This is a genomic window from Pseudomonas sp. PDNC002 (genome assembly GCF_016919445.1).
GTDB lineage: Bacteria > Pseudomonadota > Gammaproteobacteria > Pseudomonadales > Pseudomonadaceae > Pseudomonas.
Genome location: NZ_CP070356.1, coordinates 6,063,912 through 6,089,764, shown reverse-complemented (window position 1 = coordinate 6,089,764; position 25,853 = coordinate 6,063,912). Strand labels below are relative to the sequence as shown.

At 64.6% G+C, this 25,853-nt stretch carries 20 protein-coding genes; 8 read left to right on the top strand and 12 right to left on the bottom strand.

What is annotated here, in order from left to right:
- Nucleotides 1-258: 258 nt before the first annotated feature.
- The 9 genes from JVX91_RS27515 to yaaA form a co-directional block, all read right to left on the bottom strand.
- Nucleotides 259-1,371: a mannuronate-specific alginate lyase gene (locus tag JVX91_RS27515; RefSeq protein WP_205340118.1), complete on the bottom strand. Its 1,113-nt coding sequence runs from the start codon at nt 1,369-1,371 to the stop codon at nt 259-261.
- A gap of 36 nt (nt 1,372-1,407) precedes the next feature.
- A complete protein-coding gene (locus JVX91_RS27510) occupies nt 1,408-2,820 on the bottom strand; it encodes an alginate O-acetyltransferase (protein WP_205337185.1) in 1,413 nt (470 codons plus the stop codon).
- A gap of 11 nt (nt 2,821-2,831) precedes the next feature.
- On the bottom strand, nt 2,832-4,526 hold the full coding sequence (gene algG / locus JVX91_RS27505) for a mannuronan 5-epimerase AlgG (RefSeq protein ID WP_205337184.1): 1,695 nt from the start codon (nt 4,524-4,526) through the stop codon (nt 2,832-2,834).
- A 155-nt stretch (nt 4,527-4,681) separates the two neighbouring features.
- On the bottom strand, nt 4,682-6,115 hold the full coding sequence (locus JVX91_RS27500; RefSeq protein WP_205337183.1) for an alginate export family protein: 1,434 nt from the start codon (nt 6,113-6,115) through the stop codon (nt 4,682-4,684).
- A 227-nt stretch (nt 6,116-6,342) separates the two neighbouring features.
- On the bottom strand, nt 6,343-7,740 hold the full coding sequence (algK, locus tag JVX91_RS27495) for an alginate biosynthesis TPR repeat lipoprotein AlgK (protein WP_205337182.1): 1,398 nt from the start codon (nt 7,738-7,740) through the stop codon (nt 6,343-6,345).
- A gap of 13 nt (nt 7,741-7,753) precedes the next feature.
- Nucleotides 7,754-8,926 carry an HlyD family efflux transporter periplasmic adaptor subunit gene (locus tag JVX91_RS27490; RefSeq protein ID WP_054910083.1) on the bottom strand — a complete coding sequence of 391 codons (1,173 nt, stop codon included), beginning with the start codon at nt 8,924-8,926 and terminating at the stop codon, nt 7,754-7,756.
- Between the two features lie 51 nt (nt 8,927-8,977).
- Nucleotides 8,978-10,459 (bottom strand): mannuronan synthase, encoded by a 1,482-nt coding sequence (gene alg8, locus JVX91_RS27485; RefSeq protein WP_037015978.1) that lies wholly within the window; start codon nt 10,457-10,459, stop codon nt 8,978-8,980.
- A 227-nt stretch (nt 10,460-10,686) separates the two neighbouring features.
- Nucleotides 10,687-11,997: a GDP-mannose 6-dehydrogenase gene (gene algD, locus JVX91_RS27480; RefSeq protein ID WP_138216128.1), complete on the bottom strand. Its 1,311-nt coding sequence runs from the start codon at nt 11,995-11,997 to the stop codon at nt 10,687-10,689.
- Between the two features lie 1,020 nt (nt 11,998-13,017).
- Entirely contained in the window at nt 13,018-13,797 is a 780-nt protein-coding gene (gene yaaA / locus JVX91_RS27475) for a peroxide stress protein YaaA (protein ID WP_205337181.1), read from the bottom strand.
- Nucleotides 13,798-14,324: 527 nt separating this feature from the next.
- Here yaaA and JVX91_RS27470 point away from each other — a divergent pair.
- From JVX91_RS27470 to glp, 6 genes are all read left to right on the top strand, one after another.
- Nucleotides 14,325-15,716, top strand: coding sequence for a PhoH family protein (locus JVX91_RS27470; protein ID WP_017519020.1), 1,392 nt, complete (start codon nt 14,325-14,327; stop codon nt 15,714-15,716).
- A gap of 426 nt (nt 15,717-16,142) precedes the next feature.
- Nucleotides 16,143-16,634 (top strand): cyclic pyranopterin monophosphate synthase MoaC, encoded by a 492-nt coding sequence (moaC, locus tag JVX91_RS27465; RefSeq protein WP_205337180.1) that lies wholly within the window; start codon nt 16,143-16,145, stop codon nt 16,632-16,634.
- Nucleotides 16,631-16,879, top strand: a complete 249-nt coding sequence (locus tag JVX91_RS27460; RefSeq protein WP_205337179.1) for a MoaD/ThiS family protein — start codon at nt 16,631-16,633, stop codon at nt 16,877-16,879. Before moaC ends, JVX91_RS27460 begins: the two co-directional genes overlap by 4 nt.
- 4 nt (nt 16,880-16,883) lie before the next feature.
- On the top strand, nt 16,884-17,336 hold the full coding sequence (gene moaE / locus JVX91_RS27455; RefSeq protein ID WP_205337178.1) for a molybdopterin synthase catalytic subunit MoaE: 453 nt from the start codon (nt 16,884-16,886) through the stop codon (nt 17,334-17,336).
- Nucleotides 17,337-17,834: 498 nt separating this feature from the next.
- Nucleotides 17,835-18,389, top strand: a complete 555-nt coding sequence (moaB, locus tag JVX91_RS27450) for a molybdenum cofactor biosynthesis protein B (RefSeq protein ID WP_205337177.1) — start codon at nt 17,835-17,837, stop codon at nt 18,387-18,389.
- Entirely contained in the window at nt 18,386-19,621 is a 1,236-nt protein-coding gene (gene glp, locus JVX91_RS27445; RefSeq protein ID WP_205337176.1) for a gephyrin-like molybdotransferase Glp, read from the top strand. Before moaB ends, glp begins: the two co-directional genes overlap by 4 nt.
- Here the strand turns inward: glp and JVX91_RS27440 are convergent.
- The 3 genes from JVX91_RS27440 to JVX91_RS27430 form a co-directional block, all read right to left on the bottom strand.
- Nucleotides 19,618-19,986 carry a putative zinc-binding protein gene (locus JVX91_RS27440; RefSeq protein ID WP_205337175.1) on the bottom strand — a complete coding sequence of 123 codons (369 nt, stop codon included), beginning with the start codon at nt 19,984-19,986 and terminating at the stop codon, nt 19,618-19,620. The two genes, glp and JVX91_RS27440, sit on opposite strands and share 4 nt — an antisense overlap.
- A 369-nt stretch (nt 19,987-20,355) precedes the next feature.
- Entirely contained in the window at nt 20,356-21,009 is a 654-nt protein-coding gene (gene narL, locus JVX91_RS27435; RefSeq protein ID WP_205337174.1) for a two-component system response regulator NarL, read from the bottom strand.
- Entirely contained in the window at nt 21,006-22,868 is a 1,863-nt protein-coding gene (locus JVX91_RS27430) for a histidine kinase (protein WP_205337173.1), read from the bottom strand. Before JVX91_RS27430 ends, narL begins: the two co-directional genes overlap by 4 nt.
- Before the next feature lie 173 nt (nt 22,869-23,041).
- Here JVX91_RS27430 and JVX91_RS27425 point away from each other — a divergent pair, with 173 nt between their 5' ends.
- The gene (locus tag JVX91_RS27425) at nt 23,042-24,343 is read left to right on the top strand and encodes a nitrate/nitrite transporter (protein ID WP_205337172.1); all 1,302 of its coding nucleotides are present in this window, start codon (nt 23,042-23,044) and stop codon (nt 24,341-24,343) included.
- A 12-nt stretch (nt 24,344-24,355) separates the two neighbouring features.
- Nucleotides 24,356-25,762 (top strand): NarK family nitrate/nitrite MFS transporter, encoded by a 1,407-nt coding sequence (locus JVX91_RS27420; RefSeq protein WP_205337171.1) that lies wholly within the window; start codon nt 24,356-24,358, stop codon nt 25,760-25,762.
- Nucleotides 25,763-25,853 lie beyond the last annotated feature (91 nt).

The following is a 25,853-nucleotide window of genomic DNA, read 5'->3' as shown; positions in this document are numbered from 1 at the left end:
GCCCTCTCCCGGAGGGAGAGGGGGCCGTTCGGAGTTGCCGGGTGGCCCGGTGTTTCGCTTGCTGCCGTTCAGTCCCCTCTCCCTTCGGAGCGGGGCGCGCAGCCAGGGTTAGGGTGAGGGGCTCTGGCCTTTCGTAGGGCGAATAACGCGAAGCGTTATCCGCCGTGGTTTCGTGCCATGCTCTTCGGTGGATAACCTCGGCGGATAACCGCAAGCGGTTATGCGCCCTACGGGTCAGTCAGGGAGATAGGCGCTGCCTCAGCTCCCCGCCCCCTGACGGTTGAAAACCTTGGTCACTTCACCCCCCAGGCGGAAGCTGTTGAACGGCTCCATCTTCTTCTTCCAGTCCTGGGTCTTCGGCGCGCAGCTGTAGAGCGCGCAGTAGGGTTCCAGCCAGGCGAACTTGCTGTTCTCCTTCAAGTCGCCCATGTCCTGGTCGTTGCCGGTTTTCTCGTCGAAAGCGTCCTGGTCGTCCACGCCTTGCATCACGCGGTTGGCCAGGCGCTGCAGGGCGCCGTTGTTTTCCTGGCGCAGGTCGACGCCGTTCACCTGGGCGAAGGCGGCGATCATGGTCAGCGGCGGCAGCGAGTAGTTGTGGTACGACAGCGCGCGCTGGCGGCGCTTGAGTTCGTTGGGCAGGTAGCCGTCGTTGTCCACCTGGTTGGCGGCGACCTTGAATTCCTGCACCGACCAATCGAACAGGTCGCGGCGGTTGGTCACCACGGCGGTGGACATCACCGACCAGGCGGCCCAGTAGGAGTGGTTGTTGATCTTCTTCAGCGGCAGATCGCTCCAGTCGCGCACCACCTGGCTGCCCAGGGTGCTGAACCAGTTCTCGATCTCTTTCGATTGCTCGGAGTAGGCCGCCAGCGGGCGGCTGCTGGAGAACTTCAGGCGCATGTAGGACGACGATAGGCTGCCCAGCGCCCATTTGCGCATGGACTTGCCGGTGTGGTTGTAGTCGCTGCTTTCCAGCGCGCCGGCCTTCGCCCAGCTGTCGAGCCAGTTCATCGCGCAGTCCAGGTCGCCCTTGTTGCCGCTGCGCATGTACTGGGTGATGAGCTTGGTGGCGCCGCGCTCCATGTCGGTGATGTCCTTGATCTGGCTGCGGAACTCTTTTTCCGCATCTGCGTTCAGGGTCGAGCGCGCCGAATCCGAGCCTTTGTACTTGCTGGTGAACTGCAGGCTGCCGGTGTAGGGCGTCGGGGCGGTGGGGCAACTGTCCGCGTCCTTCTTGCTGCCCTTGTCGCCGACGGCGGAGAAGTAGCCCGGTGGCGGCATCAGGTCGGCGGCATAGGTGGTGCTCTCGCCGAACAGCGCGCCGAGGACCGCGATGGTCAGGCCGATGCGGGCGACAACGGGTGTCTTGATCTTGCGTAGGCTGGGCATGGAATTAACTCCCTTGCGTCAGTTGGCGGCCACGTCGGCCGACTTGGCTTTGGGCGTCTGACAGAGCTTGGCCTCGACTTCCAGGCCCGCCGGCATGTCGTCCGGCGCCTCGATCTCCAGGGAGAGGAACTGCTGGTTCGACCAGTCTTCGTCGTTGCGCAGTTCGAAGACGTAGCGTCCGCCGGTATCCACGGCCTTGGACTGCTCGATCTTCAGCTGCTCGCGACGACCGTTCATGTACCAGATGGTGTTCTTGAGTTCGTGCACGCCGGGGTCGGAGTAGGTGACGTCGGCGGTGTAGCTGCCCGAGCGGATCGGCAGGGCGCCGCTGTTGAGCAGCACCTCGTTGCTGCCCGCGTGCAGCTTGACCTTGCGGCTGATGGCCGGCTTGCCGTCGGCGCAGCCGTTGTCCACCAGCGGCATGGCCTGGCGGTAGAAGCTCTTCTGCGCCATGTCGTAGTGGGTGGCGAATTCCCAGATGAGGATCTTCGGCGGCTTGTCGTGGAATTCCTTGCTGGTCATGTAGGCCAGCAGGGAGCTGTCGAAGCCGCCGCCGGAGACCGCGTTGTTGAGGATGTCGACCTTACCGTACTGCTCCAGGAAGCCGGCGAAGTTGTAGGCCGGGCCGCTGTTGGACGTACCCACCAGCGCAACCTGGGCATCGCCGCCTTCACCGAACAGATCGCCGCCGCCCGAATCGCCCACCGGCTCGGTCTCGAAGCGATCGACGTACTGCGGTGCGTAGCTGCTGCCGCACAGTTGCGCGGCAGCCTTGTGGAAGGTGCCGAGCTTGGACAGCAGGCCCACGCGCTTGCTCTCGAATTCCTTCTTCGGAATGTCGTTGTAGGCGGGGATTTCTTTCAGGGTGTCGGCGACGATCTTCGCGCTGCGCATCGCCCCGTACGGCGTCCAGTGGTGGTCGCCCTTGAAGTAGTAAGGATGCTCCTGCTTCTCGTCGAACAGCGGCGAGAAGTCCGGGGTGTAGATGCCGGCCTTGCGGAACTGGGCGATGGCCGCCTGGTAGTTCTGCTTGGCCAGGTCGTAGTTGAAGCTGGCCTTTTCCTGCGGGTTGAGCTTCTCGCGGTTCACCAGGCCACGGGTGGGCTGGTAGACCACGACCAGGTCGATGCCCTTGCGCTTGAGTTCGTCGCGCAGCTGCTTGAGCTCACGCCAGCCTTCGGCGCTGGTGCCGAAGTCGGTGCGCAGGTCGTAGGTGGTGCGGAACAGCCAGTCTTCCTGGGCCGGCACCAGGTGGGTGAAGAAGCCCAGGTACTTGGTGTTGTACGCCGCGTCGTTGGACGCGGTGGGGCACAGGCCCGCGGCCGGTTGCGCGGTGTAGCTGGGCGCGTCGGCGGCGCCGGCCTGGTGGGAGAGCAGCAGGGCAGCGGAGAGGCCCGACAGGCACAGCAGGTTGATGGTCAGTCGTTTCATGTGTCGGGTCCTCAATTTTGCAGTTCGGCCTGGCTTTCGACGGGGTCGATCAGCACCGCGCGTTGCTGGCGCACCAGCAGGTCCAGGATCTGGTCCTGCTTCTCGCCGAGCACGCCGTTGAAGCTGATGCCGGAAGATTTGGTCGGGCCGAGCATGGCCACCTTGTAGAGCTCCAGCGACAGCGGCGAATCCACCGACAGCGGGCCCGAGCCATTGCCGGCCAGCTTGCCGCCGACCACGATCAGCGAGACCTTGGTGTCGAAGGGGTCGAGGTCGATGTTGCGGTCGGTGTCGGTCAGGTCCTTGATGTGGCCGTAGACGCCGATGAGCTTGTTGCCGGCCGCGAGGTTCTCGTACAGGCGGATGTTCACGCTGTTACGGATGCGGATGCCGTGGCGCAGGTTGGCCAGCACCTGGTTGCCGTAGATGAGGTTGTCGCCCGACTCGTAGAGCGTGATGCCGTCGGAGTGGTTGCGGTACACCTCGTTGTAGGCCACCAGGTTGCGCTCGGAATTACGGTCGAGGACGATCCCGGAGAGGTGGTTGTCGTAGGTCTTGTTGTGGATGATCCAGCTGTCGTTGACCTCACGGGAGACGATGATGCCGTGCTTCTTCTTCGTCCCGTAGACGGTGTTCTCGGCGATGACCAGGCGGTGTGAACGGTCATGCGGGTCGATGCCGTAGACGATGTTGTTCTTGTAGGTGTTGCCGCGTACCACCAGGTCGTCCGCTTCGTAGCAGTAGAAGCCGTACCAGGCGTCCTCGAAGGTCGAGCCGATCACCCAGCCTTTGGGGCGCGGGCGCTTCATGGTCTTGTCCATGCCCGGGCTGTACTGCGAGATGGAGATGCCGTAGGCCTTGGAGGCGTTGTAGCCGAAGCTGGTGAAATGGCTGTTCACCAGGTAGGCCTCGGCGCCGCCCCAGGAGATCAGGAAGGGGCGGAATTCGTTGGGGGTCTTGTACCAGGCCGGTTCCTTCTTCGCCTCGTTCCAGGCGGTGACCTTGGTGTCCCGCACGAACAGCTTGCCGTCATTGACCAGGAACGAGCCGCGGTCCTGGGACAGGCGCAGTTCCTTGACCTTGCCGTCGATCTCCAGGGTTGCGCCCTGGCTGACGACGATGGGCAGGCGGGCGATGTAGACGCCCGGTTCGACCTGCTCCAGTGCGGTCTTCGGCAGCTTGCCGACGAGCTCGGCGAGGTTGACGTAGCCACCGTCGATGAAGATTGCCTGGGGCATCTGGCGCTGGCGCTTCACCCACTCGGCGAGACGGTTCTTGCCGCCGGTGAATTCCTTCAACGGCTGCTGCTGGACCATGCGTTCGATGTGGGCCCGGCCGGCCTTCTTGCGCTCGATCTTCTTCTCCACCGCTTCGGCGGTGTAGCCGGTGAGGTCGGGCAGCTTGGGCGGTTCCAGGTGCAGCGGTTCGCTGGGCGCGGCGGTGACGGTGTAGTTGCCGGACTCTTTCAGCGTCTGGGTCTTGCCCGGCTCGCTGCCCGGTTGTTCGGCTGGGGCTTTTTCCCCTTCGGCGGTCTTGCCTGCAGTGGCTTTCGCAGTGTCGGCCTTCTTCGCATGGGCGGTGCTGGCTTCGGCCTTGGCTGCGGGCTGCGCCGCCCAGGCAGGCGAAGTGGCCAGCAGGACGCTGCCCAGCAACAGTCCGGCCCAGGGTGCGGTGGCTAGCTTGCGCTGGCCTTGCGGCCCCCTCACCCCAGCCCTCTCCCGGAGGGAGAGGGAGCTGATTGGAGTGGCCGGCTGGTACGGCGTGCATCCTGATGCCGGACTGCCCCCTCTCCCTCTGGGAGAGGGCTGGGGTGAGGGCGCCGGAGCGGAGTAGGGGGCTCTGATGTTCATCGCTACAGTCCTCAGAAGCGCCAGATCACATCGACGAAGGCGTGGTGCATGGTCGAGTCGACGTGGCTGCCGTAGGCATCGCCGGGCTTGAACACACCGCCACGGAAGCGGATCAGCGCCGACGGCTCGTCGATCGCCTGGCTCATCGAGGCCGGCAGCAGGCCCTGCTTGAAGTACTTGGTGACGACCAGGTCGACTTCCTGGCCGATGTCCTTGGAGTCATTGACCAGCGGCGCGGTGATGCCGCTGTTGCCGATGTCCGAATCGCCGTCCACGCGGCGGAACTTGTTGTAGATGACGCTGGCGTCATAGTCGTCGCGCAGCTGCCAGGAACCGAACAGCGTGGCGGCCTCAAGGTTCGACAGCTCACCGCGGAAGGCTTCGCCGAAGCGGTGCGCGCGGGCTCGGGTGCCGGTGAAGTTGGAGCGGTTACTCTCCAGGCCCGTCTGTTCGAACTGGTCTTCGCCGTTCTTGCCGCCGCCGCTGCCACGGGCGTAGGCGCCACCGACGCGCCACTGCTCGTCGATGTTCCAGCGCAGGCCCAGGTCCGCGCCGTAGGCATCCACATCGCCGCTCTGCTTGCCGGCGGCGACACGCTCGCCGTTTACCGGGACGGTGGTCAGGCGGTCGCGGTTACCGGTGAGCCAGGTGGCGCTGGCCCAATAGTTGATCGGCATCTGCGAGCGCCAGTTGTAGCCGTCGCCGTTGGCCTCGATGCCAACCCAGGTGAGGTCGCCGGTGGAGCGCTTGTCCAGCGAGTCGACGGTTTCACCCGGGTCCGGCAGGCTGCCGCTGTCGTCGGCGTGGTGCACGCGCAGGCCGACCCAGTGCTGGGGCATCCACTGCGTGGAGATATCGCCGAAGACGTGGGTGCGGTCCTTGTCGTCCGGCGCCAGGTCAGTGATGTCGGTACGGTAGTCGGAGAAGCGCTGGGCGGCGCCAAGGTGGGCGCGCAGCAGGGTGGTGTCGAAGGTCCAGTTCAGGGCCTCGATGTTGGTGTCCTGCCACATGCCGCTGTCTTCGCGCAGGCGCTGGCGACCGAAGCGCAGGTGCTCGCCGGGGTACTGGGTGAGGCCGGCGTAGTCCACCCAGAATTCGCGCAGGGCGAGGTAGGCGTCATCGGGCTCGCGCTTGTTGTCGCTGCGACCGCTGCTGTCGTTGTTGACGTCGTCGTTCTGCAGGGTGTCGGTCTGAATGGTGTCGGTGGCGGCAACTGCCTGGCCCATCACATAGGCGCTCCAGTTGCCCCACTGGCCGAAGGCCCAGGGACGCAGGTCAAGGCCGATGCCGTTGAGGTCGCCGCCGTGGGCGGTGCCCAGGTCGCGATCATCCTCGGATTCGGCGGTGACCTTGATGTCGAGGCCGAAGTTCTTCGGCGGTTCTTCCGCCGCATGGGCGAGGCTGCCGAACAGGGTGCCGGCGAGGCTCAGGCCGACGCCGAACATGGCAGGGAACAGGCGGGCGCGGCGAATAGCGGTAGCCAGAGCTCGCGGCTGCCAGGCCCCGCCATTGACTACTGCGCTGGCCCGGGCTGCGTTGCAACGCGCCTCAACCTGCTCATTTGCGGCACGCAAACTCCGCGGTTTCGCCGCGTCGCGCCTTGCCCGGCCTGCGCTCGCTACGTCACTGGCAGGACCTGGGAATCGCGGGGTGGTCATCGGGTCGATGCGCTTCATAGGTTTTCTTGTTCCTGGTTGTTCTGCAGAAGGCTGACGGTGGCTTGCCAGTTGGCGCCGCGAGCCTGTTCTTCACGCTTGAGCAGTTGCTGCGCGGCGCTGCGGTCGGCCGGCTGGATCTGCGGTTCGAGCTGCGCCATCAGGTCGCTGGCGGTGGGTACCTGCTGGCGCTGGGCGAGTTCGCCGAAGACGTAGGCGTTGACCAGGTTCGGGCGCACGCCTCGGCCCTGCGAATACAGCTGGGCGAGGGCCATGTCGGCGCTGGCCTGGCCGGCGCGGGCGGCGATCAGCAGGTGATCCACGGCCTTCTGCGGGTAGACCTGGCCGAGGAAGCCGCGGCGGTAGATCTGGCCCAGGTAGTAGTGCGCCTGGGGTTCGCTGGCGGCGGCCTTGAGCAGGTGCTGCTCGGCTTTCTGTGGTTCCTGCGGGGCCCACTTGCCGTCGTAGTAGAGGCGGCCGAGCAGCAGCTCGGCGCGGGGCTGGGCAGCGTCCTGGGCTTTCTTCAGGTAGTCGAGCATCTGGTCGAGATCGCCCAGGTCGGGGTTGTCGTACTGCAGCTTGGCCAGGCTGACCCAGGCGGCCGGGTAGGTCGGCGCGATCTCGGTGAGCAACGCCTGCGCAGCCTGCGGGTCGGCGGTGCCGATGTTCGGATCGGCCAGCACGCCGGCCACCGATTCGACGCGCTCGGACGGCACGCGGCCGGCTTTCCAGCCTGCCTTGAGTGCTTCGATGTGGGCCTTCCGCTTATCCGCGTTGCCCTGCTTCTGGTACACGGTGGCCAGTTCCATCCAGCACACGTCCATGCGGTTCAGCCAGCGCTGGCAGACCTGCTCGACTTCGGTGAGGTGCTGGTCGTAGGTGCCCTGGGTGCGGTACAGGATGATCTGCGCCAGATCGGCCTGCGGCAGTCCCTGGGCGCGCCACTGGTCGATGCGCTGCTGCGGGTTCACGTTCGGCCAGGCCTGCGGGTATTGCAGGTAGAGGACGATCAGCGGCACCAGCGCGCTGTCCTCGCCTTCGTTGAAGGCGCGGCTCAGCAACTGCTCGGCTTCGCGGTGTTCGGCGTCGGTGCCGCCGGGCTTGGCCGCCAGCCATTTGCCCAGGCGGGCGCGGGCACGAGGCGAGCTCTCGGCGGCTTCGCGGTAGAGCTTCTCGGCGCGGGCCTGCTCGTCGGGGTCGCCGGTGGCAGCCTGCATGTCGGCCAGTCCGACCTGTGCGTCGGCGTAACCCATGGTCGCCAGGGCCTGGAAGTTGGCCTGGGCGGTGGCGATGTCGCCGCGCTCCAGGGCTTCCTGGGCCAGTCGCTGGTCGGGCAGGCCGGCGCAACCGGCGGCTGCGGCGATGGCCAGTGCCAGTGCCAAATGCGGGGCGTGTCGCAAGACAGGTCGATTCATGCGGGCAGTCCTCTTAGCGAGCGGTGGCCAGGGCCATCGCCTTGTTCAGCAGGGTGCGGCCCGGCAGGCCGCCGATGCTGACTTCAGTCGGGCGGCCAGCCATCTGGCTGTCGAGCGGCTGGTCGGGGGTGATCTGCACGCGGATTTCCGAGGACAGGTCACCGTCCACCGGTGCGGTGCGCAGGATGCGGCCGCCGCGTACTTCGCTGTCGCCGGCGACCTGGAAGTTCACGTGGGTGCCAGGGGACAGCTCGGCGGCGTTGCGGTAGGGGAAGCGCGCCTCGACGGTGGCGGTGCTGTCGCGCGGGGTCAGGGTGAAGATCACGTCGCCCTTGTTGGCGAACTGGCCGTTGGCGACGCGCTGCTCGACCACGCGGCAATCGCACGGGCTGGTCAGGGTGCCTTTCATCTGGTGGCCGAACAGCTTCTCGATGTTGCTCGGGTTGAGCTGTTCTTCGGTCAGGTTGCCCTTGAGCAGGTCCAGCAGGTTGGCGGAGAAGGAGGCGATCGGCGCGCCCTTGGCGACTTCCGCGCCCGGCTCCACCAGGCTTTCCACGGTGCCTTCGCGGGGCATGGTGATCTGCTGGTTGGCCACGCTGACCACGCCCGAATCGGCATGGGTGACGAAGTACAGGTTGTAGATCTGGTTGAGGATCACCGCGAAGGCGCCAACGCCGACCACGAAGATCGCGGTGCTCACGGTGACGGCGCGGAAGCGGCCGAAGAAGCCCATGCCGCCCGATCCTGCGCCGTGCTTGCGGGCCTTGGTGAAGTTCTCGCGCTGCAGGGTGTTGAGCATGTCGCCGACGCTGATTACCTCGCCAGCCAGGTAGGAGGTGATCAGGTAACGCAGGGCGGCGATCTCGCGCGGCTTCAGGTGCTGGAATTCGCAACCGACGCGGCCGCTGTCGCGGTCGTAGGAGCGCACCTGGAATTCCACTTCCAGGGAGAAGCTGATGCTGTCGATCTGGAACAGCAGCTTGCCCTTGTGCAGGTCGCCGACCTGCACCGGGGTGTTGTTCGCCGAGCTGAAGGCGAAACCGCCGGCGGACAGGTCCAGCAGGCGCGCATCGACGCCTTCGCGGTTGCCACCGATGTAGCGGATGCGCGCGGGCAGCTTGACCCGTGCGTGCTGGCGCTGGGCTTCGGATTCATGCACGACATTGACGTTGACGGCGGTATTCATGGGGTCGAGTCCTGTTCGTAGCTAAAGAGAGGCGTCTCTGACAGAAAGTCTTCAGACGATGGTCAGCAGTACGGCGACGAAAACGCTGGCCGCGGAAAAAGTCATGGCGCGCGAGGACCAGGTGTTGAACCAGCGCTGGAAGCTGGCCAGGCCGCGGTCGAGCTTGGTGTTCTGGCGGGTCCAGGACTGCTGGTCGAGGCGGAAGAACACGTAGATCTTCACCAGGGCGCCGACGATCTGGTTGTAATAAAGAATCGCCGGGTAGGCCGGCCCGATGTGGTGGCCCGACAGCGACAGCAGCAGGGTCAGCACGAAGCGGGTGATGCCGATCCACAGCAGGTAGATGAGCAGGAAGGCGATGCTGTACTTGATGCTGGCGATGATCGCGGCGACCAGGCCCAGCAGGCAGGTCCACATCGACAGGCGCTGGTCGAACAGCACCACGCTGGTGAACCAGCCCAGGCGTTGCGGACCGAGGGCCAGGGCGCGGGAGTTCTGCCGCAGGTTGTTGCCGTACCAGCGGAACATCAGTTTGCGGCTGGCCTTGATGAAGCTCTTCTCCGGCGGGTGCTCGACCGTGTTGATCGCCGCGTCCGGCACGTAGAAGGTGTCGTAGCCCAGGCGCATCAGGCTGTACCAGCTGGACTTGTCGTCACCGGTGAGGAACTGGAAGCGGCCCAGGCGCCAGTGGTCGAGGTGGTCGCTTTCGACGTCGGTGATGAAGTCCGGGTCGGTGACCACGGCGGCGCGGAATACCGACATGCGCCCGGTCATGGTCAGCACGCGCTTGGACAGGGCCATGGAGCACATGTTGATGTGGCGCTGGGCGAAGCGCAGCTTGTGCCACTCGCTCATCACGTAGCTGCCGCGCACTTCGCAGAATTCGTTGGTGGTCAGGCCGCCGACGTTGGGGAAGAGCTTGAACCAGGGCACGGTCTTCTTCACCACGCCGGGTTCGAGCACGGTGTCGCCATCGATCACCGCGACCACCGCGTGTTCATCCGGCAGGTGGCGGGAGATGGCGCGGAAGCCGTGGGCCAGGCCGTCGCGCTTGCCGGTGCCGGGGATGCGCACGAAGTCGAGCTTGACGTGGTCCGGCGGGTTGAGCTTCTGCCACTGCTGCTTGATCAGCACCTCGTCGGACATCTCGACGATGGAGCACACCACGGTGGTGGGGTAGCCGCAGGCAATGGCTTCTTCGATGACCGAGCGATAGACCATGGAGGTGGTCAGCGCGTCGATGCGGAAACTGGTGACCATCAGGTACACGTGGGACGGGTCGGCCGCGTCGCCGAGCTTGCGCACCTTGCGGCGGTAGTGCGGGTAGACCAGGTAGAGGAACAGCATGCCGCGCAGGAAGTGCAGGCCACCCATGGAATAGCGCCAGATACCGACCGCGCCGATCAGCAGCAGGAAGTCCTTGGACTCGGCGTCGAATACGGTCGGTGGCACCAGCAGCGCCAGCAGCATCAGCAGGCTGAGGAAGACCAGCCAGCCCGTGGCTTCACCGATTACTCGTTTGTAGGTTTCCATCGTCGAAATCCGTCTGTCGCATTTTGAGGGCAAGGAAGTGGGTTGCGCGCTGGGCGGCCCTCTCCCTAACCCTCTCCCTGAAGGGAGAGGGGACCGTACGGTGCAGGATGAAACCGTGGTGTCAGCCGGCACGGACAACTCCCTCTCCCTTCGGAGCGGGGCGCGTTGCCAGGGCGGGGGAGAGGGAATGCGCTTGCACCCATCTCCCCCGCGGGTGGTAATGGCGCTTACCAGCAGATCCCTTCGGCGCGCTCGTCGCTGACGCTGGGCATGAAGCCGATCAGGTCAACGACTTTCTTGCCTTCGGGCGCCTGCTTCACGACGTCGACGAACAGCTCGTCGCCGTTGCCGAGCACCAGCACGTCCGAGGACTTCACGACGGCATCCAGGTCCGAGACCAGCAGCGAGGAGACGTGCGGGATCTTCGATTCGATGTACTCCTTGTTCGCGCCATGGACGCGGGCGTACTCGACGTTGCGGTCGAAGATCTGCAGCTCGTAGCCCTTGCCGATGAGCATCTCGGCCAGTTCCACCAGCGGGCTTTCGCGCAGGTCGTCGGTGCCGGACTTGAACGACAGGCCAAGCAGGCCGACCTTGCGGCTGCCGTGGGCGGCGATGATGTCGAAGGCCTTCTGCACCTGGTGCTGGTTGCTGCGCATGATCGAGCCGAGCATCGGGTGTTCGATGTCCAGCTGGCTGGCGCGGTAGGTGAGGGCGCGTACGTCCTTGGGCAGGCAGGAGCCGCCGAAGGCGAAGCCGGGCTTCATGTAGTAGCGCGAGAGGTTCAGCTTGCGGTCCTGGCAGATCACGTCCATCACCTCGCGGCCGTCGACGCCGACTGCCTTGGCGATGTTGCCGATCTCGTTGGCGAAGGTGACCTTGGCGGCGTGCCAGACGTTGCAGGTGTACTTGATCATCTCCGCGACCTCGATGGTCTTGCGGATGATCGGCGCGTCCAGCTCGCGGTAGATCTCTTCCAGCAGGTCGCCGGTCTGGGCGTCCAGCTCACCGATGACGGTCATGGGCGGGAAGTCGTAGTCTTTGATCGCGGTGGATTCGCGCAGGAACTCCGGGTTGGTGCCCACGCCGAAGTCGGCGCCGGCCTTCTTGCCCGAGCAGTCCTCGATGATCGGGATCACCACGTTGTTCACGGTGCCCGGCAGCACGGTGCTGCGCACGACCACGGTGTGGCGCTCTTTCTTCTCGCGGATGGCGTAGCCGATCTCGCGGCACACGGACTCGATGTAGCCCAGGTCGAGGTCGCCGTTCTTCTTGCTCGGGGTGCCGACGCAGATGAACGACACGTCGGTATCCAGTACGGCCTTCTTGAAGTCGGTGGTGCCCGACAGGCGACCGGTGCGGATGCCCTGTTGCAGCAGCGGCTCCAGACCCGGCTCGACGATAGGCGACTTCCCGTTGTTGATCAGATCGATCTTGGTGGTGGAGACATCCACCCCAACGACTTCATGGCCTCGTGCGGACAGGCAGCCGGCACATACTGCGCCAACATACCCAAGACCAAAGATGCTGATACGCATCGCATTCACCTCTTCAATGGTCGAACTGTTTAAGTTGCCCGTGGGCGTTTTAAAGGGTGCCCCGAAGGGCGCTTTATTCAGGTTGAGTGAACCCTCGGAAGATGCTCTTTCGAGTTCTTCCGTACTTCCTTCCAGGCAGGCATGGGAATCGATTGCTAAACTTTCGAGCACAGTCTTGGGGCAAACTTTGAATAGTTGCCCTGTTATGTTTCAGGCGGATGGCAAAGTTGGTGCGTTCTCCGTCCTGGCGTGCTCAAGTCTGGTTAGATGATTGCCTCGTCATCTGAAAAGTTCAGTTTTTTCATTGGGTTAGGTGATTGATTCAATCGCTGATCGCTAATCGAAATAACCTTGGAACCTAATCTCCAATTTCTCATCGAGGCACTTTTGCGTCGCCATCGATGGTCGTTGCGCAAATAGGATTTATCCGAAATGCGGTTAGTTCCTTCCGCTCATCCCGCCTCGGAAATGATTTGAAATATCCAATTGATATCACTTGATACTGGATTAATGGCCATTCGCGATCTGGTCTTCCCAGTGCAAAGTGCATGGTGTGGGAAAGTTCCATTGAATTTTTTGTTAAAAACGACCGTGTATCGTCGGTAAGACATTCGTTCAGCTGCCGTTCAGCTTTCTCTATTGCAATCTGCAATCGTGAAATGCATGTCATGGCCAAAGGCTGTTAATGGCCAATGGATTACAAGGGCAGGAGCGAATCAGGACGATTTCCATCCATCCGGTCGGTTCGGATGGCCGAAAAAATTTCTCACGAATATTCCTGAAGCAGACGAACGGTCATTTTGACCATTTTCGCCGTAGGGGCATTCGGGGGTGTTTTGAGCAGGAAACGTACAGCTCAGGCACCCGTGACCGTGCAGTTCCATGGTCGATGGCTTACAGGCCAATTGAGATCAACGTCGATTTCAGGGGCGAAACAGAGGCGAAGCGGCAGGGGCGGAAACGAAAACGGGGGCCTTTCTTCCATCGGAAGGGCCCCCGTTCAGTGCAGGCGGGAATGGATCAGTCGTCGGCGTGGTCGCGCAGGAACACCAACTGGTCCTGTTTGGAGTGCTCGGCGCTGTAGGCGTAACCCGCGTAGTTGAAGTCTTTCAGGCCTTCCGGATTGCTCAGGCGTTCCTTGATCACGTAGCGCGCCATCATGCCGCGGGCCTTCTTGGCGTAGAAGCTGATGATCTTGTACTGGCCGTTCTTCAGGTCCTTGAACTCGGTGTCGATCACCCGCGCGTTCAGGGCCTTGCGCTTCACCGCGCCGAAGTACTCGTTGGAAGCCAGGTTCAGCAGCACGTCATCGCCCTGTTCGGCCAGGGACTCGTTCAGCCAGGTGCTGATGCGCTCGCCCCAGAAGGCGTAGAGGTCCTTGCCGCGGGCGTTGGCCAGCTTGGTGCCCATCTCCAGGCGGTAGGGCTGCATCAGGTCCAGCGGCCGCAGCACGCCATAAAGGCCGGAAAGCATGCGCAAGTGCTGCTGGGCGAAATCGAAGTCGTCTTCGCTGAAGTCCTCGGCCTGCATGCCGGTGTAGACATCGCCCTTGAAGGCCAGCAGCGCCTGCTTGGCGTTGGCCGGAGTGAAGTCCGGGTGCCAGCTGCCGAAGCGCGCGGCGTTCAGGCCGGCCAGCTTGTCCGACAGGTGCATCAGCTCGGCGATCTGCGCCGGGGCCAGTTCCCGCAGGATGCCGATCAGTTCCTGGGCATCGTCCAGGTGCTCGGGCTGGGTGAAGCGCTGGGTGGCCGGCGCGGTGTCGTAGTCCAGGGTCTTGGCGGGGGAAATCACCATCAGCATCGTGCGGTCTCCTACAAGCGAGCGGCGATTGTAGGGATTCGCGCGGCGCGGCTCCACCTATGGGGACGATTAGCATTGGTCGATCGAGGGTGGATTGCGACCGAGGGAGGACGATCTCGGTCGGAGCTCCTATAAGGAAGCGGCTGGATGCCCCATGAACCGGCTTGTGGTGGTGGTCTTCAGTGAGGGCTGCGGCGGGGACACGGAAAAAAGCAGGAGGAATTGCCGGGGGTGGGACTCTTAAAGCTAGCGCTCTCGGAAGCCCCCGCCAAGGTATTTCGTCGTACGACGAAAAAAAGGTTCCTGAGAAGGAAAAAGACTTTTTATCGTCATGTTTTTTCCTGTATTTCTTGAGATGTAGACCGCCGAACCCTGCAGACAGGTGGCGGCCCCGGCCCGGCCCGTCCTCTTCATGCAGTTCTCTCGATGCCTGCCCTGATCCCAGGCTTCGAGAGCCGGTGGTTCACAGCACGGCGGAGCGCTGTAGCGGCATTCCGTCGAACGCCCCCACAAGAGGTGAACCGCGTATGGATGACCACGGACGCTCCCGCCCCACCCAGCCCACCCTGTACGTCCTCGATACGAACGTTCTGATCCACGATCCCAACGCCTTGCTGAACTTCCAGGAGCACCACGTCGCCATCCCGATGACGGTGCTGGAGGAGCTGGACAAGCTCAAGACCGGAAAGCACACCGTGGCCGCGGAGTGCCGCCAGGCGATCCGTCTGATCGACTCGGTACTGGGCGAAGCCTCTCCGGAGCAAGTAGAGGATGGGGTTCCCATCCAGCGTGGCAAGAGCGGCCCCTGCGGCAGCCTGTCGATCCTCATGAGCAAGCGCGCCGAGCCGATCACCTGGCTGCCCGAGCACCTCAACGACAACAAGATCATCAACCAGCTGGTGGAGCTGAAGAGTCGCCATAGCAGCAAGCGCGTGGTACTGGTCACCAAGGACATCAACATGCGCCTGAAGGCGCGTGCGTGCGGGGTATTCGCCGAGGACTACCACACCGACCAACTGGTCGATGACATCAACCTGCTGTCGCGTGGCTACCACTCGCTCAGCGGATCGTTCTGGGACCGCGTCAGCAAGGTGGAGACCCGCCAGGACCGCGGTCGTACCTGGCACCGCGTGCAACTCACCGACAACCTGCCGGCGGTGCACATCAACGAGTTCATCGTCGATGAGCAGGGGTTCGTCGGCTGGATCAAGGGCATCGACCAGGACGAGCTGACTATCCTCGACCTGCACCAGGAGCCGCTGTTGCACCAGGAAGCCTGGGGCCTGCGTCCGCGCGATGTGTACCAGTCGCTGGCGCTGTACGCGCTGCTGGATCCGGACATCCACCTGGTCAACCTGTCCGGCGCCGCCGGCTCGGGCAAGACCATCCTGGCGCTGGCCGCCGCCATCGAACAGACCATGGTCACTAAACGCTACAAGCGCATCATCGCGACTCGCAGCGTGCAGGGCCTGGACGAGGACATCGGCTTCCTGCCCGGCACCGAGGCGGAGAAAATGGAGCCCTGGCTCGGCGCGATCACCGACAACCTCGAGGCGCTGCATTCGGATGATGAGTGCACCCATGGCAGCGTCGACTACATCCTCAGCAAGGTGCCGCTGCAGTTCAAATCGCTGAACTACATCCGCGGCCGCAGCTTCCAGCAGAGCCTGATCCTGATCGACGAGTGCCAGAACCTGACGCCGCACCAGATGAAGACCATCATCACCCGCGCGGGCAACGGTTCGAAGGTGGTCTGCCTGGGTAACCTGGCGCAGATCGATACCCCCTACCTGTCGGCCACCAGCTCCGGCCTGACCTACCTGACCGAACGCTTCAAGGACTTCCCCCACGGCGTGCACGTGACCCTGCAAGGGGTGCCGCGCTCGGTGCTGGCGGAGTTCGCCGAAGCGCACATGTAATCGACACACGACAACCGGCTTCTGCCGATTCCTCCTCCCGCTCCAGACAACCCCTCTCCCTTCAGGGAGAGGGCTGGGGAGAGGGCGGTGGTGTTCGAACTTGCTCCCCCATGCCAGGGCCGCTCCCCCTCCCTAACCCTCCCCCGCAAGCGGGAGAGGGGACTGTTGGGTAGAGCGGGAGGCCGAGTCGTCAGCCGGATGCTCTTTGTTCGCGAGCAAGCTCGCTCCTACCAGAGCATGTCGCGCCGGACCTGTAGGAACGAGGGGGACGCCCAGTCCTTGCTCGCGAACCCCGGCGACGCCGGCGCTAGCCCGCGCATACCTCTTCTTGTATACAATCCTCCCCCCAACGCGCCGCTCGCCGGTCTGCCAGCCCCGCGTGTCGGGGTTAAACTGTTCCCCTGATTCTCCGGAGAGTTCCCACCCGTGCTGACCCATCTCGATTCCCAGGGCCGCGCCAACATGGTCGATGTCACCGAAAAAGCCGTGACCTCCCGTGAAGCCGTGGCCGAAGCCCGGGTGCGCATGCTCCCGGATACCCTCAAGCTGATCCAGGACGGCGGCCACCCCAAGGGCGACGTGTTCGCCGTGGCGCGCATCGCCGGCATCCAGGCAGCCAAGAAGACCCATGAACTGATCCCGCTGTGCCACCCGCTGCTGCTCACCAGCGTCAAGGTCGAGCTGAACGCCGAGGGTGAAGACACCGTGCACATCGTCGCCCGCTGCAAGCTGGCCGGGCAGACCGGTGTCGAGATGGAGGCGCTGACCGCCGCCAGCGTCGCCGCGCTGACCATCTACGATATGTGCAAGGCCGTGGACCGGGGCATGACCATCGAAAGCGTGCGCCTGCTGGAGAAGCTCGGCGGCAAGAGCGGTCACTACGTCGCTGACGAGAGCGTTGCAGGAGACACCCCATGATCCGCGTGCAGTACTTCGCCCGTTACCGCGAAGCCCTCGGCTTGGACGGCGAGCAACTGAACTGGAGCCAGTCCCTGGCCAGCCTCGATGACCTGCGCCGTCTGCTGCTGCAGCGCGGCGGCGCCTGGGACGTGCTCGGCGAACAGAACCTGATGTGCGCGCGCAACCAGGAACTGTGCTCCCTGGACGAGCCCCTCGCCGATGGCGACGAGGTGGCGTTCTTCCCCACCGTCACCGGAGGCTGAGGTCATGGCGATCCGCGTCCAGCCAGCGGCGTTCGATCCGGGCGCCGAACTCAACGCGATGCACGCCGCCAACGTCGGCGTCGGTGCGGTGGTCGGCTTCGTCGGCTACGTGCGTGATTTCAACGACGGCCGCGAAGTGGGCGGCATGTTCCTCGAGCACTACGCCGGGATGACCGAAAAGGCCCTCGCCAAGATCGAGATCGAAGCCAATGAGCGCTGGCCGCTGCTGCGTCTGGAAATCCTCCACCGCATCGGCCGCCTGGAGCCGGGCGAACCCATCGTCTTCGTCGGCGCCGCCAGCGCCCACCGCCAGGCGGCATTCGATGCCTGCAACTTCGTCATGGACTACCTGAAGACCCGCGCGCCGTTCTGGAAGAAGGAAGACACCACCGACGGCCCGCGCTGGGTCGAAGGCCGCTGCAGCGACCAGGCCGCCGCCGATCGCTGGAAGAGCTGATCCGGCTGGCTCCGCCGTCACATCCGGCTGCCTCCGACGTCACTTCCGGCTGGCTCCGCCGTCACTGCTTTCGTAGGAGCGGACCTTGTCCGCGAAGCTTTGCCGCTGCTCAGGCGATCAAGGTCTGCCGGTTCTTGCGTTCAACCGCTTCTTCACTGGGTGGATAACGCGCCGCCGCGATGGAGTTCGCGGACAAGGTCCGCTCCTACAAAGATCAAGAGCCCCTCTAGGGAACTGTTCGGAACAGGATGAAACCCTTGCGTCAGCCGCTACGGACGGCTCCCTCTCCCTGGGGAGAGGGCTGGGGTGAGGGGAAAGCATCGGCACGGACTTCCCCGAAAAGACCATTGTTCCTATAGGCGCGCTCCCCGGTTTGAAAGCACGGCGAGGGCGATGCCCCGCACGCGCCGGAGCAGTACCTCCTAGGAGGAATGGGCGACAGGGGAGAAGGGGCGCAGGCTGGCGCCAGCCCTTTTGCTCCGAATCGGAGAACCCCTCATGAGCCATCTGAGCACCCAGGAATTCCAGCCGCTGGAGATTGCGGTCCTCACCGTCAGCGATACCCGCAGCCTGCACAACGATACCTCCGGCCAGGCCCTGGTCACCTCGCTGCAACGCGCCGGCCATGCTCTCGCCGAGCGCCGGCTGGTTATCGACGACATCTACCAGATCCGCGCCGTGGTCTCGGCCTGGATTGCCGACCCCAAGGTCCAGGTCGGCCTGATCACCGGCGGCACCGGCTTCACCGCCCGCGACAACACCCCGCAAGCTGTCGCCCCGCTGCTGGAGCGCACCGTGGATGGTTTTGGCGAGCTGTTCCGCCAGGTATCCATGGAAGAGATCGGCACCTCCACCATTCAGTCCCGCGCCATCGCCGGCATCACCAACGGCACGCTGATCTGCTGCCTGCCCGGCTCCACGGGGGCCTGCCTGACAGCGTGGGAAAAGATCCTCGTCCAGCAGTTGGACAGCCGCACCAAACCCTGCAATTTCGTTCCCCATCTCAAGCGCCTGCCTGAGCGCCCAGTGCTGGCCTGCGGTACCCGGTCATGAGCGGCTGCGGCTGTTCCGGCTCCGGGTTGCGTCCGGTGGACGAAGCCATCGCCGCGCTGAGGGACTTCGTCCCCCCGGCGCCACCGATCGTGCGCGTGGACCTGGAAAGCGCCCTGGGTCGCATCCTCGCCGAGGACATTCATTCGCCCATCGACCTGCCCCTGTGGGACAACAGCGCGATGGACGGCTATGCCCTGCGTAGCGCCGACACGGGAGAAGCCGGCGCGCGGCTGAAGATTGCCGGCTACATCGCCGCCGGCGATGCCGCCGAGGTCGAACTGCAGCCTAGCCAGGCCGTGCGCATCTTCACCGGAGCGCCACTTCCGCCGGGTGCCGACAGCGTGATCGCCCAGGAAGACTGTGTGGTCGATGGCGACTGGTTGCAGGTTCCCCAGGTCGCCCCTGGCAGCCATGTGCGCCGGCGTGGTGAAGAGCTCCGCAACGGTGATGCCCTGCTCAGCGCCGGAAAGACACTGCGCGCCCAGGAGATCGGCTTGCTGGCCAGCGTCGGGCTGGACCGGGTCGCGGTTTACCGGCCGTTGCGTGTCTGCCTGCTGAGCAGCGGCGATGAGCTGCGCGAGCCCGGCGAGCCACTGGCTCCGGGGCAGATCTACAACGCCAACCGATTCAGCATCGGCGCGCTGTTGCGCGGCTGGGGCATCGAAGTCCACGACTACGGCGTGCTCGCCGACACCCTGGCGGCCAGCCGCGATGCGCTGCGCCTCGCTGCGTCCGAGTGGGACGTGCTGATCACCAGTGGTGGTGTTTCCGTGGGGGACCGCGATTACCTCAAGCAGGCGATCCGCGAACTGGGCGAACTGCACCTGTGGAAGCTGAAGATGCAGCCGGGCAAGCCTTTGGCTTTCGGCAGCATCGCCGGCAAGCCGTGGATCGGCTTGCCGGGCAATCCGGCCGCTGCGCTGGTCACCGCCCTGGTGGTGGCGCGGCCGTTCCTCTGGCGTGCCCAGGGGCGCCTCGATGTCGACACGCTGCCGGTCACCCTGCCGGCGGGATTCAACTGGCCCACGGTCAATTCGCGCCGCCAGTACCTGCGTGCGCGCCTGGAGCTGGACAGCACCGGCACGGCACGCATCTGCCTGCATCCGCAGCAAGGCTCGGCCATGCTGCGCGCGGCGAGCTGGGCCGATGGCCTGGCAATGGTGGAGGCCGGACGCACCCTGCGCGCCGGCGAGCCAGTGCCGTTCCTGTCATTCAGCGAGTTGAGCGCCTAGGTAGCGGAGCGAAGGAGAAACCTGAGTTCCTCGTAGAGCATCTCGAAATCCTGCACCGGCGCCTCCTGGCCATAGCGCTTCTTGAGGCCGTACTCGGTCAGGGTGAGTTCGTGCGCGGCCTTCACACCGTGGCGCGCCAGGCAGTTCTGCACACAGTGCAGGTGGCAGCCGTCCACGGCGATGATCCTCCGGCCCGAGCAGGCCTTCTTCACCAGTGCCGGCACGTCGCCGCCCACTCCCGCAATGCAGGACATTTCCGCCAGTCCATCACGGTCCAGGCGCAGGGCGAGATCGTTCGCCAGTTGCGCGAGGTTGGAGCAGCCGGAGCAGGAGTACACGAGGGGCAGGTGCGGCGAAGGCGACATGGGGACCTCCTGGGTGAGTCCCGCAGTGTCCTGCCGCAACGAGTCGGCGCGACATGATCTGAATCAAGTCGGCGAGCGGGCTATTACCAGTGAGGTAGTGGCCTCTACAGTTGCTCTGGATGGCAGCAAGAGCCCCTCACCCTAACCCTCTCCCAGAGGGAGAGGGGACAGTTCGGCGCAGGTTGAAACCTCAGCTTCAGCCGGCTCGGGCGGCTCCCTCTCCTGGGGGAGAGGGCTGGGGTGAGGGGATAGCCCGAGCACTTAGGCTATCAGGGGGCTCCGTCGTAGGGGCGGGCCGCGAGCATGGTCCACTCCTACAGGGAGGCCGGTGTGAGTCGGCCGATGGCCATACGCCGTACCGCTGGGCAATCAGACCAGATGGTTCTCCACCGCCCAAACCGCTGCTTCCACCCGTGAGCGCATGCCCAGCTTGTGCAGCACGCGCTTCACATGGACCTTCACGGTGCCTTCGGTGATGTCGAGTTTGCGCGCGATCATCTTGTTGCTGTAGCCGTGGGCGAGCTGGCGGAGGATCTGCCGTTCGCGGTCGGTGAGTTCTTCGATGCCCTTGGGCCGGTCATCGCCGCGCAGGGCCTGGGCCAGTACCTGGGTCAGCTGCGGGCTGATGGTGAGCTGGCCGGTGGCGGCCTGGCGGATGTGTTCCAGCAGGCGCTCGGGTTCCATGTCCTTGAGCAGGTAGCCGTCGGCGCCGGCGCGCAGGACGTTGATCACGTCGTTGCGATCGTCGGAGACGGTGAACACCACGATGCGCGCGACCACGCCTTGCTCGCGCAGGGCGCGCAGGGTGTCGAGGCCGTTCATGCCCTTCATGTTCAGGTCGAGCAGGATCATGTCCGGGTCCAGCTCGGCGGCCTTGCGCAGGGCTTCTTCGCCGCTGCCGGCCTCACCCACCACACTCAGGTCGTCCTCGAACTCCAGCAACTGGATCACGCCCTTGCGCATCATCGGATGGTCATCGACGAGCAGGATGCGCGCACGGTCATCGGTGGGGGTGGCCGTCATGGGGTGGTCTCCGGGGACTGCGTCAGGGGTTTGTGGGTGAAGCGCACGCTGACGCGGGTACCTTGCGGCTCGCGCGGGGCGATGCTGAAGCTGGCTTCCAGGGTCTGGCTGCGCTCCCGCATGATGCTAAGCCCATAGTGCCCATTGCGGCTCTGCGCTGGGTCAAAGCCCACGCCGTCATCGTCCACGGTGATGCATACCTGATCCTCGGCATCTTCAAACAGGGTGACTGTCGCGTGCCGTGCCTGAGCGTGCCGTACCACGTTGGAAAGAGCCTCGCGGACGATCTGCAGGATGTGGATTTCCTCGTTGGGGTTGAGCGGAATATGCGCCAGCCGGTTGTCCAGCTCGACGGCCAGCCCACCGCGTTCGCCGAACTCTTCCACGGTCTTCACCAGCGCCGCTTCCAGGCTCGACTGCTCCAGGCTCAGGCGGAAGGTGGTGAGCAGTTCGCGTAGCTGCCGATAGGCGCTGTTGAGGCCTTCGCGCAGTTCGTCGAGGGTCTCGTCGATCTTTTCCGGCGGGACGTCGCGCTTGAGCAGGGTGGCCAGGCGGCTGACCTGGATCTTCAGGTAGGACAGCGACTGCGCCAGCGAGTCGTGCAACTCGCGGGCGATGGTGCTGCGCTCGGCGAACAGCGCCAGGCGGTTCTCCTGTTCCTGCTGCAGGGTCAGGGCGAAGGTGCGCGCGATGTTGTCGCAGAAACCTTCGGCGAACTGCCGCTGCCAGTCTTCCAACTGGCCGCTGGCGGTCTCGATGAACAGTTCGCCGAAGCGGTGTTCGCCAATGGACAGCGGCTGCATCAACAGCGGATTGATGCCTTGGCTCCGCTCACCGCAATGGTCGGCCTGGGCGCGGCAGGCACCGCAGTCGCCCTGCAGGCAGAAGCCGCCGGTGACGCCGTCGGTGGTGAGCGAACTGTAGGCGCGCTCGACGCCGTCCTTGTTCAGGCAGAGGGTCACCTTGCCGGCCTGCAGCACGCGCTCGAGCTGGTTCAGCAGCGGTTGCAGGGTGCGCTCGTCATACGGGTCCTGGCCCAGGCGGCGGGCACTGTCGTAGAGCAATTCCAGGCGTTGGTGGCTGTTGGAGAGGGCACGGGTCTTCTCTTCAACCCGCGCTTCCAGTTCGCGGTAGCTGGCCTGGAGTTCCTCGGCCATCTGGTTGAAGCGCTCGCCCAATTGACTCAACTCGTCCTCGCCACTGCTGCTGACCCGCGCGCTGAGGTCGCCCTGGCCCAGGCGGCGAGCTGTGCCAGTGAGTTCGCGCAGTGGACCGACCACGTGGTAGCTGAGGTCGTAGAGGCTGATGAACACCACCAGCAGGCTGAGGAACAGGCACAGGCCCTGCACTGTGCTGAGCATCTGCGAGCGCTGTTCGGCGTTGCGTTGCAGGGTGCCGACGAAGCCGTCGATGTGGCCGACAAAGGTATCCAGGGTGGTCAGCGCCGGCTCTTGGGCGAGGTCGAGTTTGCGCAGTTCCTCTCGCAGTTGCCGGTGCTGCTGCTGGATCGGCGCATCGGCATCGGAGCGGCGCAGCAGGCGGGTGATCTCGTCGCTGTCCAGGCGGGCGGCGAGGGTGGATTGCAACGCCTGGCGATTGATTGGCGACGGGTCGAGCGCCAGGCGATAGGTGAGCATGCGCAGCGAGCCGGCCTGGTTGATCACCGCCGCATCCTGATGCGAATAGTCGGCGAACAGCAGGGCGCTGAACATGCCGGCCAGGGCCAGGGATACCAGCAGGGTGAGGTAGCAGCCGAAGCGAACGACGATGGATTTGCGCAGGGACGTGCGTCCGGCAGGGGGACTACCCACAAAGAATCGGTCGTTGCCGGAGGGCTCGGAGGAAGGCGCTTTGTTCATACTAAATGCCTTTTAAAACAACAAGTTAAGCATTCATTTGAGTGATACCCACTAGGAGGTAGCGGCGCGCATCTGCTCATGAATCGCCGTTTGGCTCATTGATGACGATCAAGGGAAGGCCACTACTCCTTACCTAACGTGCGGGCAAAGGCTGTCAGGAAGTGAGCTTAGCCATGTTGTCCCACCGTCAGAAACAGTACTCCGTGCTCGGCATGAGCACACTGGCGTTCGCCGTGAACTTCGCGGTCTGGACGATGTTTTCGATCATCGGTATCCGCATCAAGGAGGAGCTGGGCCTATCCGAGGCGCAGTTCGGCCTGATGGTCGCGTTGCCGATCCTCACCGGTTCGCTGGTGCGCTTGCCCCTGGGGTTGATCACCGACCGCTTCGGCGGGCGCATCGTGTTCTTCATCCACATGCTGCTGGTGGCCATCCCGATCTACGGCCTGGCCTTCGCCACCCTCTACTGGCACTACCTGGTGCTGGGCCTGTTCGTCGGCCTGGCCGGCGGCTCCTTCGCCGTGGGCATCGCCTACACCTCCTCGTGGTTCGAGAAGGAACGCCAGGGCACTGCCATGGGCATCTTCGGTGCCGGCAACGCGGGAGCGGCCATTACCAACCTAGTGGCGCCGATGATCGTCGTCGCCTTCGGCTGGCGCATGGTGCCGCAGATCTACTCGGTGGCCATGCTGGTCACCGCGCTGCTGTTCTGGTTCTGCACCTGGACCGATCCGGCCCACACCAAGGGCGGCGACGCCGACCCGAGCCGTCCGCGGCCGACCCTGGCCAAGCAGCTGGCGCCGCTGGGTGAACTGCGCGTCTGGCGCTTCGGCCTGTACTACTTCTTCGTCTTCGGCGGCTTCGTCGCCCTGGCCCTGTGGCTGCCGAAGTACTACATCGCCGAGTACGGCCTGGACCTGCGCACCGCGTCCTTCATCACCATGCTGTTCACCCTGCCGTCGGGCCTGATCCGTGCGGTGGGCGGCTGGTTCAGCGATCACTACGGCGCCCGCTCGGTGAACTGGGGCGTGTTCTGGATCTGCCTGGTCTGCCTGTTCTTCCTCTCCTACCCGCCGACCACCATGACCATCCATGGCATCAAGGGTGACGTCAGCCTCGGCATCGGCCTGAACGTCTGGCTGTTCACCTTCCTGGTGTTCGTCGTCGGTATCGCCCAGGGCTTCGGCAAGGCCAGCGTGTACCGGATCATCCACGACTACTACCCACAGAACATGGGCACCGTCGGCGGCATGGTCGGGGTTATCGGCGGCCTCGGCGGCTTCTGCCTGCCGATCCTGTTCGGCTTCGCCGCCGATCGCATCGGCGTGCGCTCCTCCTGCTTCATGTTGCTGTTCGGCCTGACCGTGGTGTGCATGGTCTGGATGCACTACGCGATCAAGCAGCAACAGCGCCTCGACGGCCAGGCCCGCGTGGCCGATGTCGACGCCTCTCCCATTCCTTCCAGCCACTCCTGAGGTAATGCCGTCATGGGCATGATCGCCAATCCCCAACTCAAAGCCGCCAGAGGCCCGCTGCTGGTCGACTGGCGCCCCGAGGACCCCGAGTTCTGGGCGCAGAGCGGCAAGCGCATCGCCGCGCGCAACCTGTGGATCTCGATTCCCGCACTGCTGCTCGCCTTCGCCGTGTGGATGATCTGGAGCACCGTCACCGTGCGCCTGAACGCCGCCGGCTTCAGATTCAGCAACGACCAGCTGTTCCTGCTGGCCGCGCTGCCGTCGATCTCCGGCGCCACGCTGCGCATCTTCTACTCCTTCATGGTGCCGATATTCGGCGGCCGCCGCTGGACCGCGCTGTCCACCGCCTCGCTGCTGATCCCCTGCCTCTGGCTGGGCTTCGCCGTGCAGGACCCGACCACGCCTTACTGGGTGTTTGCGACCATCGCGCTGCTGTGCGGCTTCGGCGGCGGCAACTTCGCCTCCAGCATGTCCAACATCAGCTTCTTCTATCCGAAGAACCAGCAGGGCACCGCCCTGGGCCTGAACGCCGGCCTGGGCAATCTCGGCGTGTCGGTGATGCAGTTCGCCGTGCCGCTGGCCGTGGCCGGCGGCCTGTTCGGTGCCTTCGGTGGCGAACCGGAAACCCTCTCCGATGGCAGCCGCCTGTGGCTGCAGAACGCCGGCTGGATCTGGGTGCCCTTCATCGCCGTGGTCTCCGTCGCCGCGTGGTTCGGCATGAACGACATCGCCGATGCCAAGGCCTCGTTCCGCGATCAGTCGGTGATCTTCAAGCGCAAGCACAACTGGCTGATGTGCTGGCTGTACGTGGCCACCTTCGGCTCGTTCATCGGCTTCTCCGCCGGCTTCGCCATGCTCAGCAAGACCCAGTTCCCGGATATCAACCCGCTGCAGTACGCCTTTCTCGGCCCGCTGGTAGGCGCCCTGAGCCGGCCGCTGGGCGGCTGGCTGGCGGACAAGTTTGGCGGTGCGCGCATCACCCTGTGGAACTACGCGGCAATGATCGCCGGTGTGTTCGCGGTGATCAGCTTCCTGCCCGGCGCCAACGGTGCAGGCAGCTTCTTCGGCTTCCTCGGCTCCTTCATCGCGCTGTTCTTCTTTGCCGGCATCGGCAACGGCAGCACCTTCCGCATGATCCCGGTGATCTTCCGCAACGAGTGGGCCGCGCGCCTGAAGCAAGGCGGCTTCACCGAGGCCCAGGCCGCCAAGGGCGCGAGCATGGAATCGGCCGCGGTGATCGGCTTCTCCGCCGCCATCGGCGCCTTCGGCGGCTTCTTCATTCCCAAGGCGTTCGGCACCTCCCTGGCCATGACCGGCAGCGCCGAGGGCGCCCTCTACGTCTTCGTCGCCTACTACCTGACCTGCATCGTCGCCACCTGGTGGTGGTACGCGCGCAAGGGAGCCGAGAGCCCTTGTTGACCCCTTCGGCGGATAACGCTGCGCGCCATGCCCGTACGAACAGCGCCCTACGAACAGCACCTTACGAAATGTACCGAGGCGTAGGGCGGAT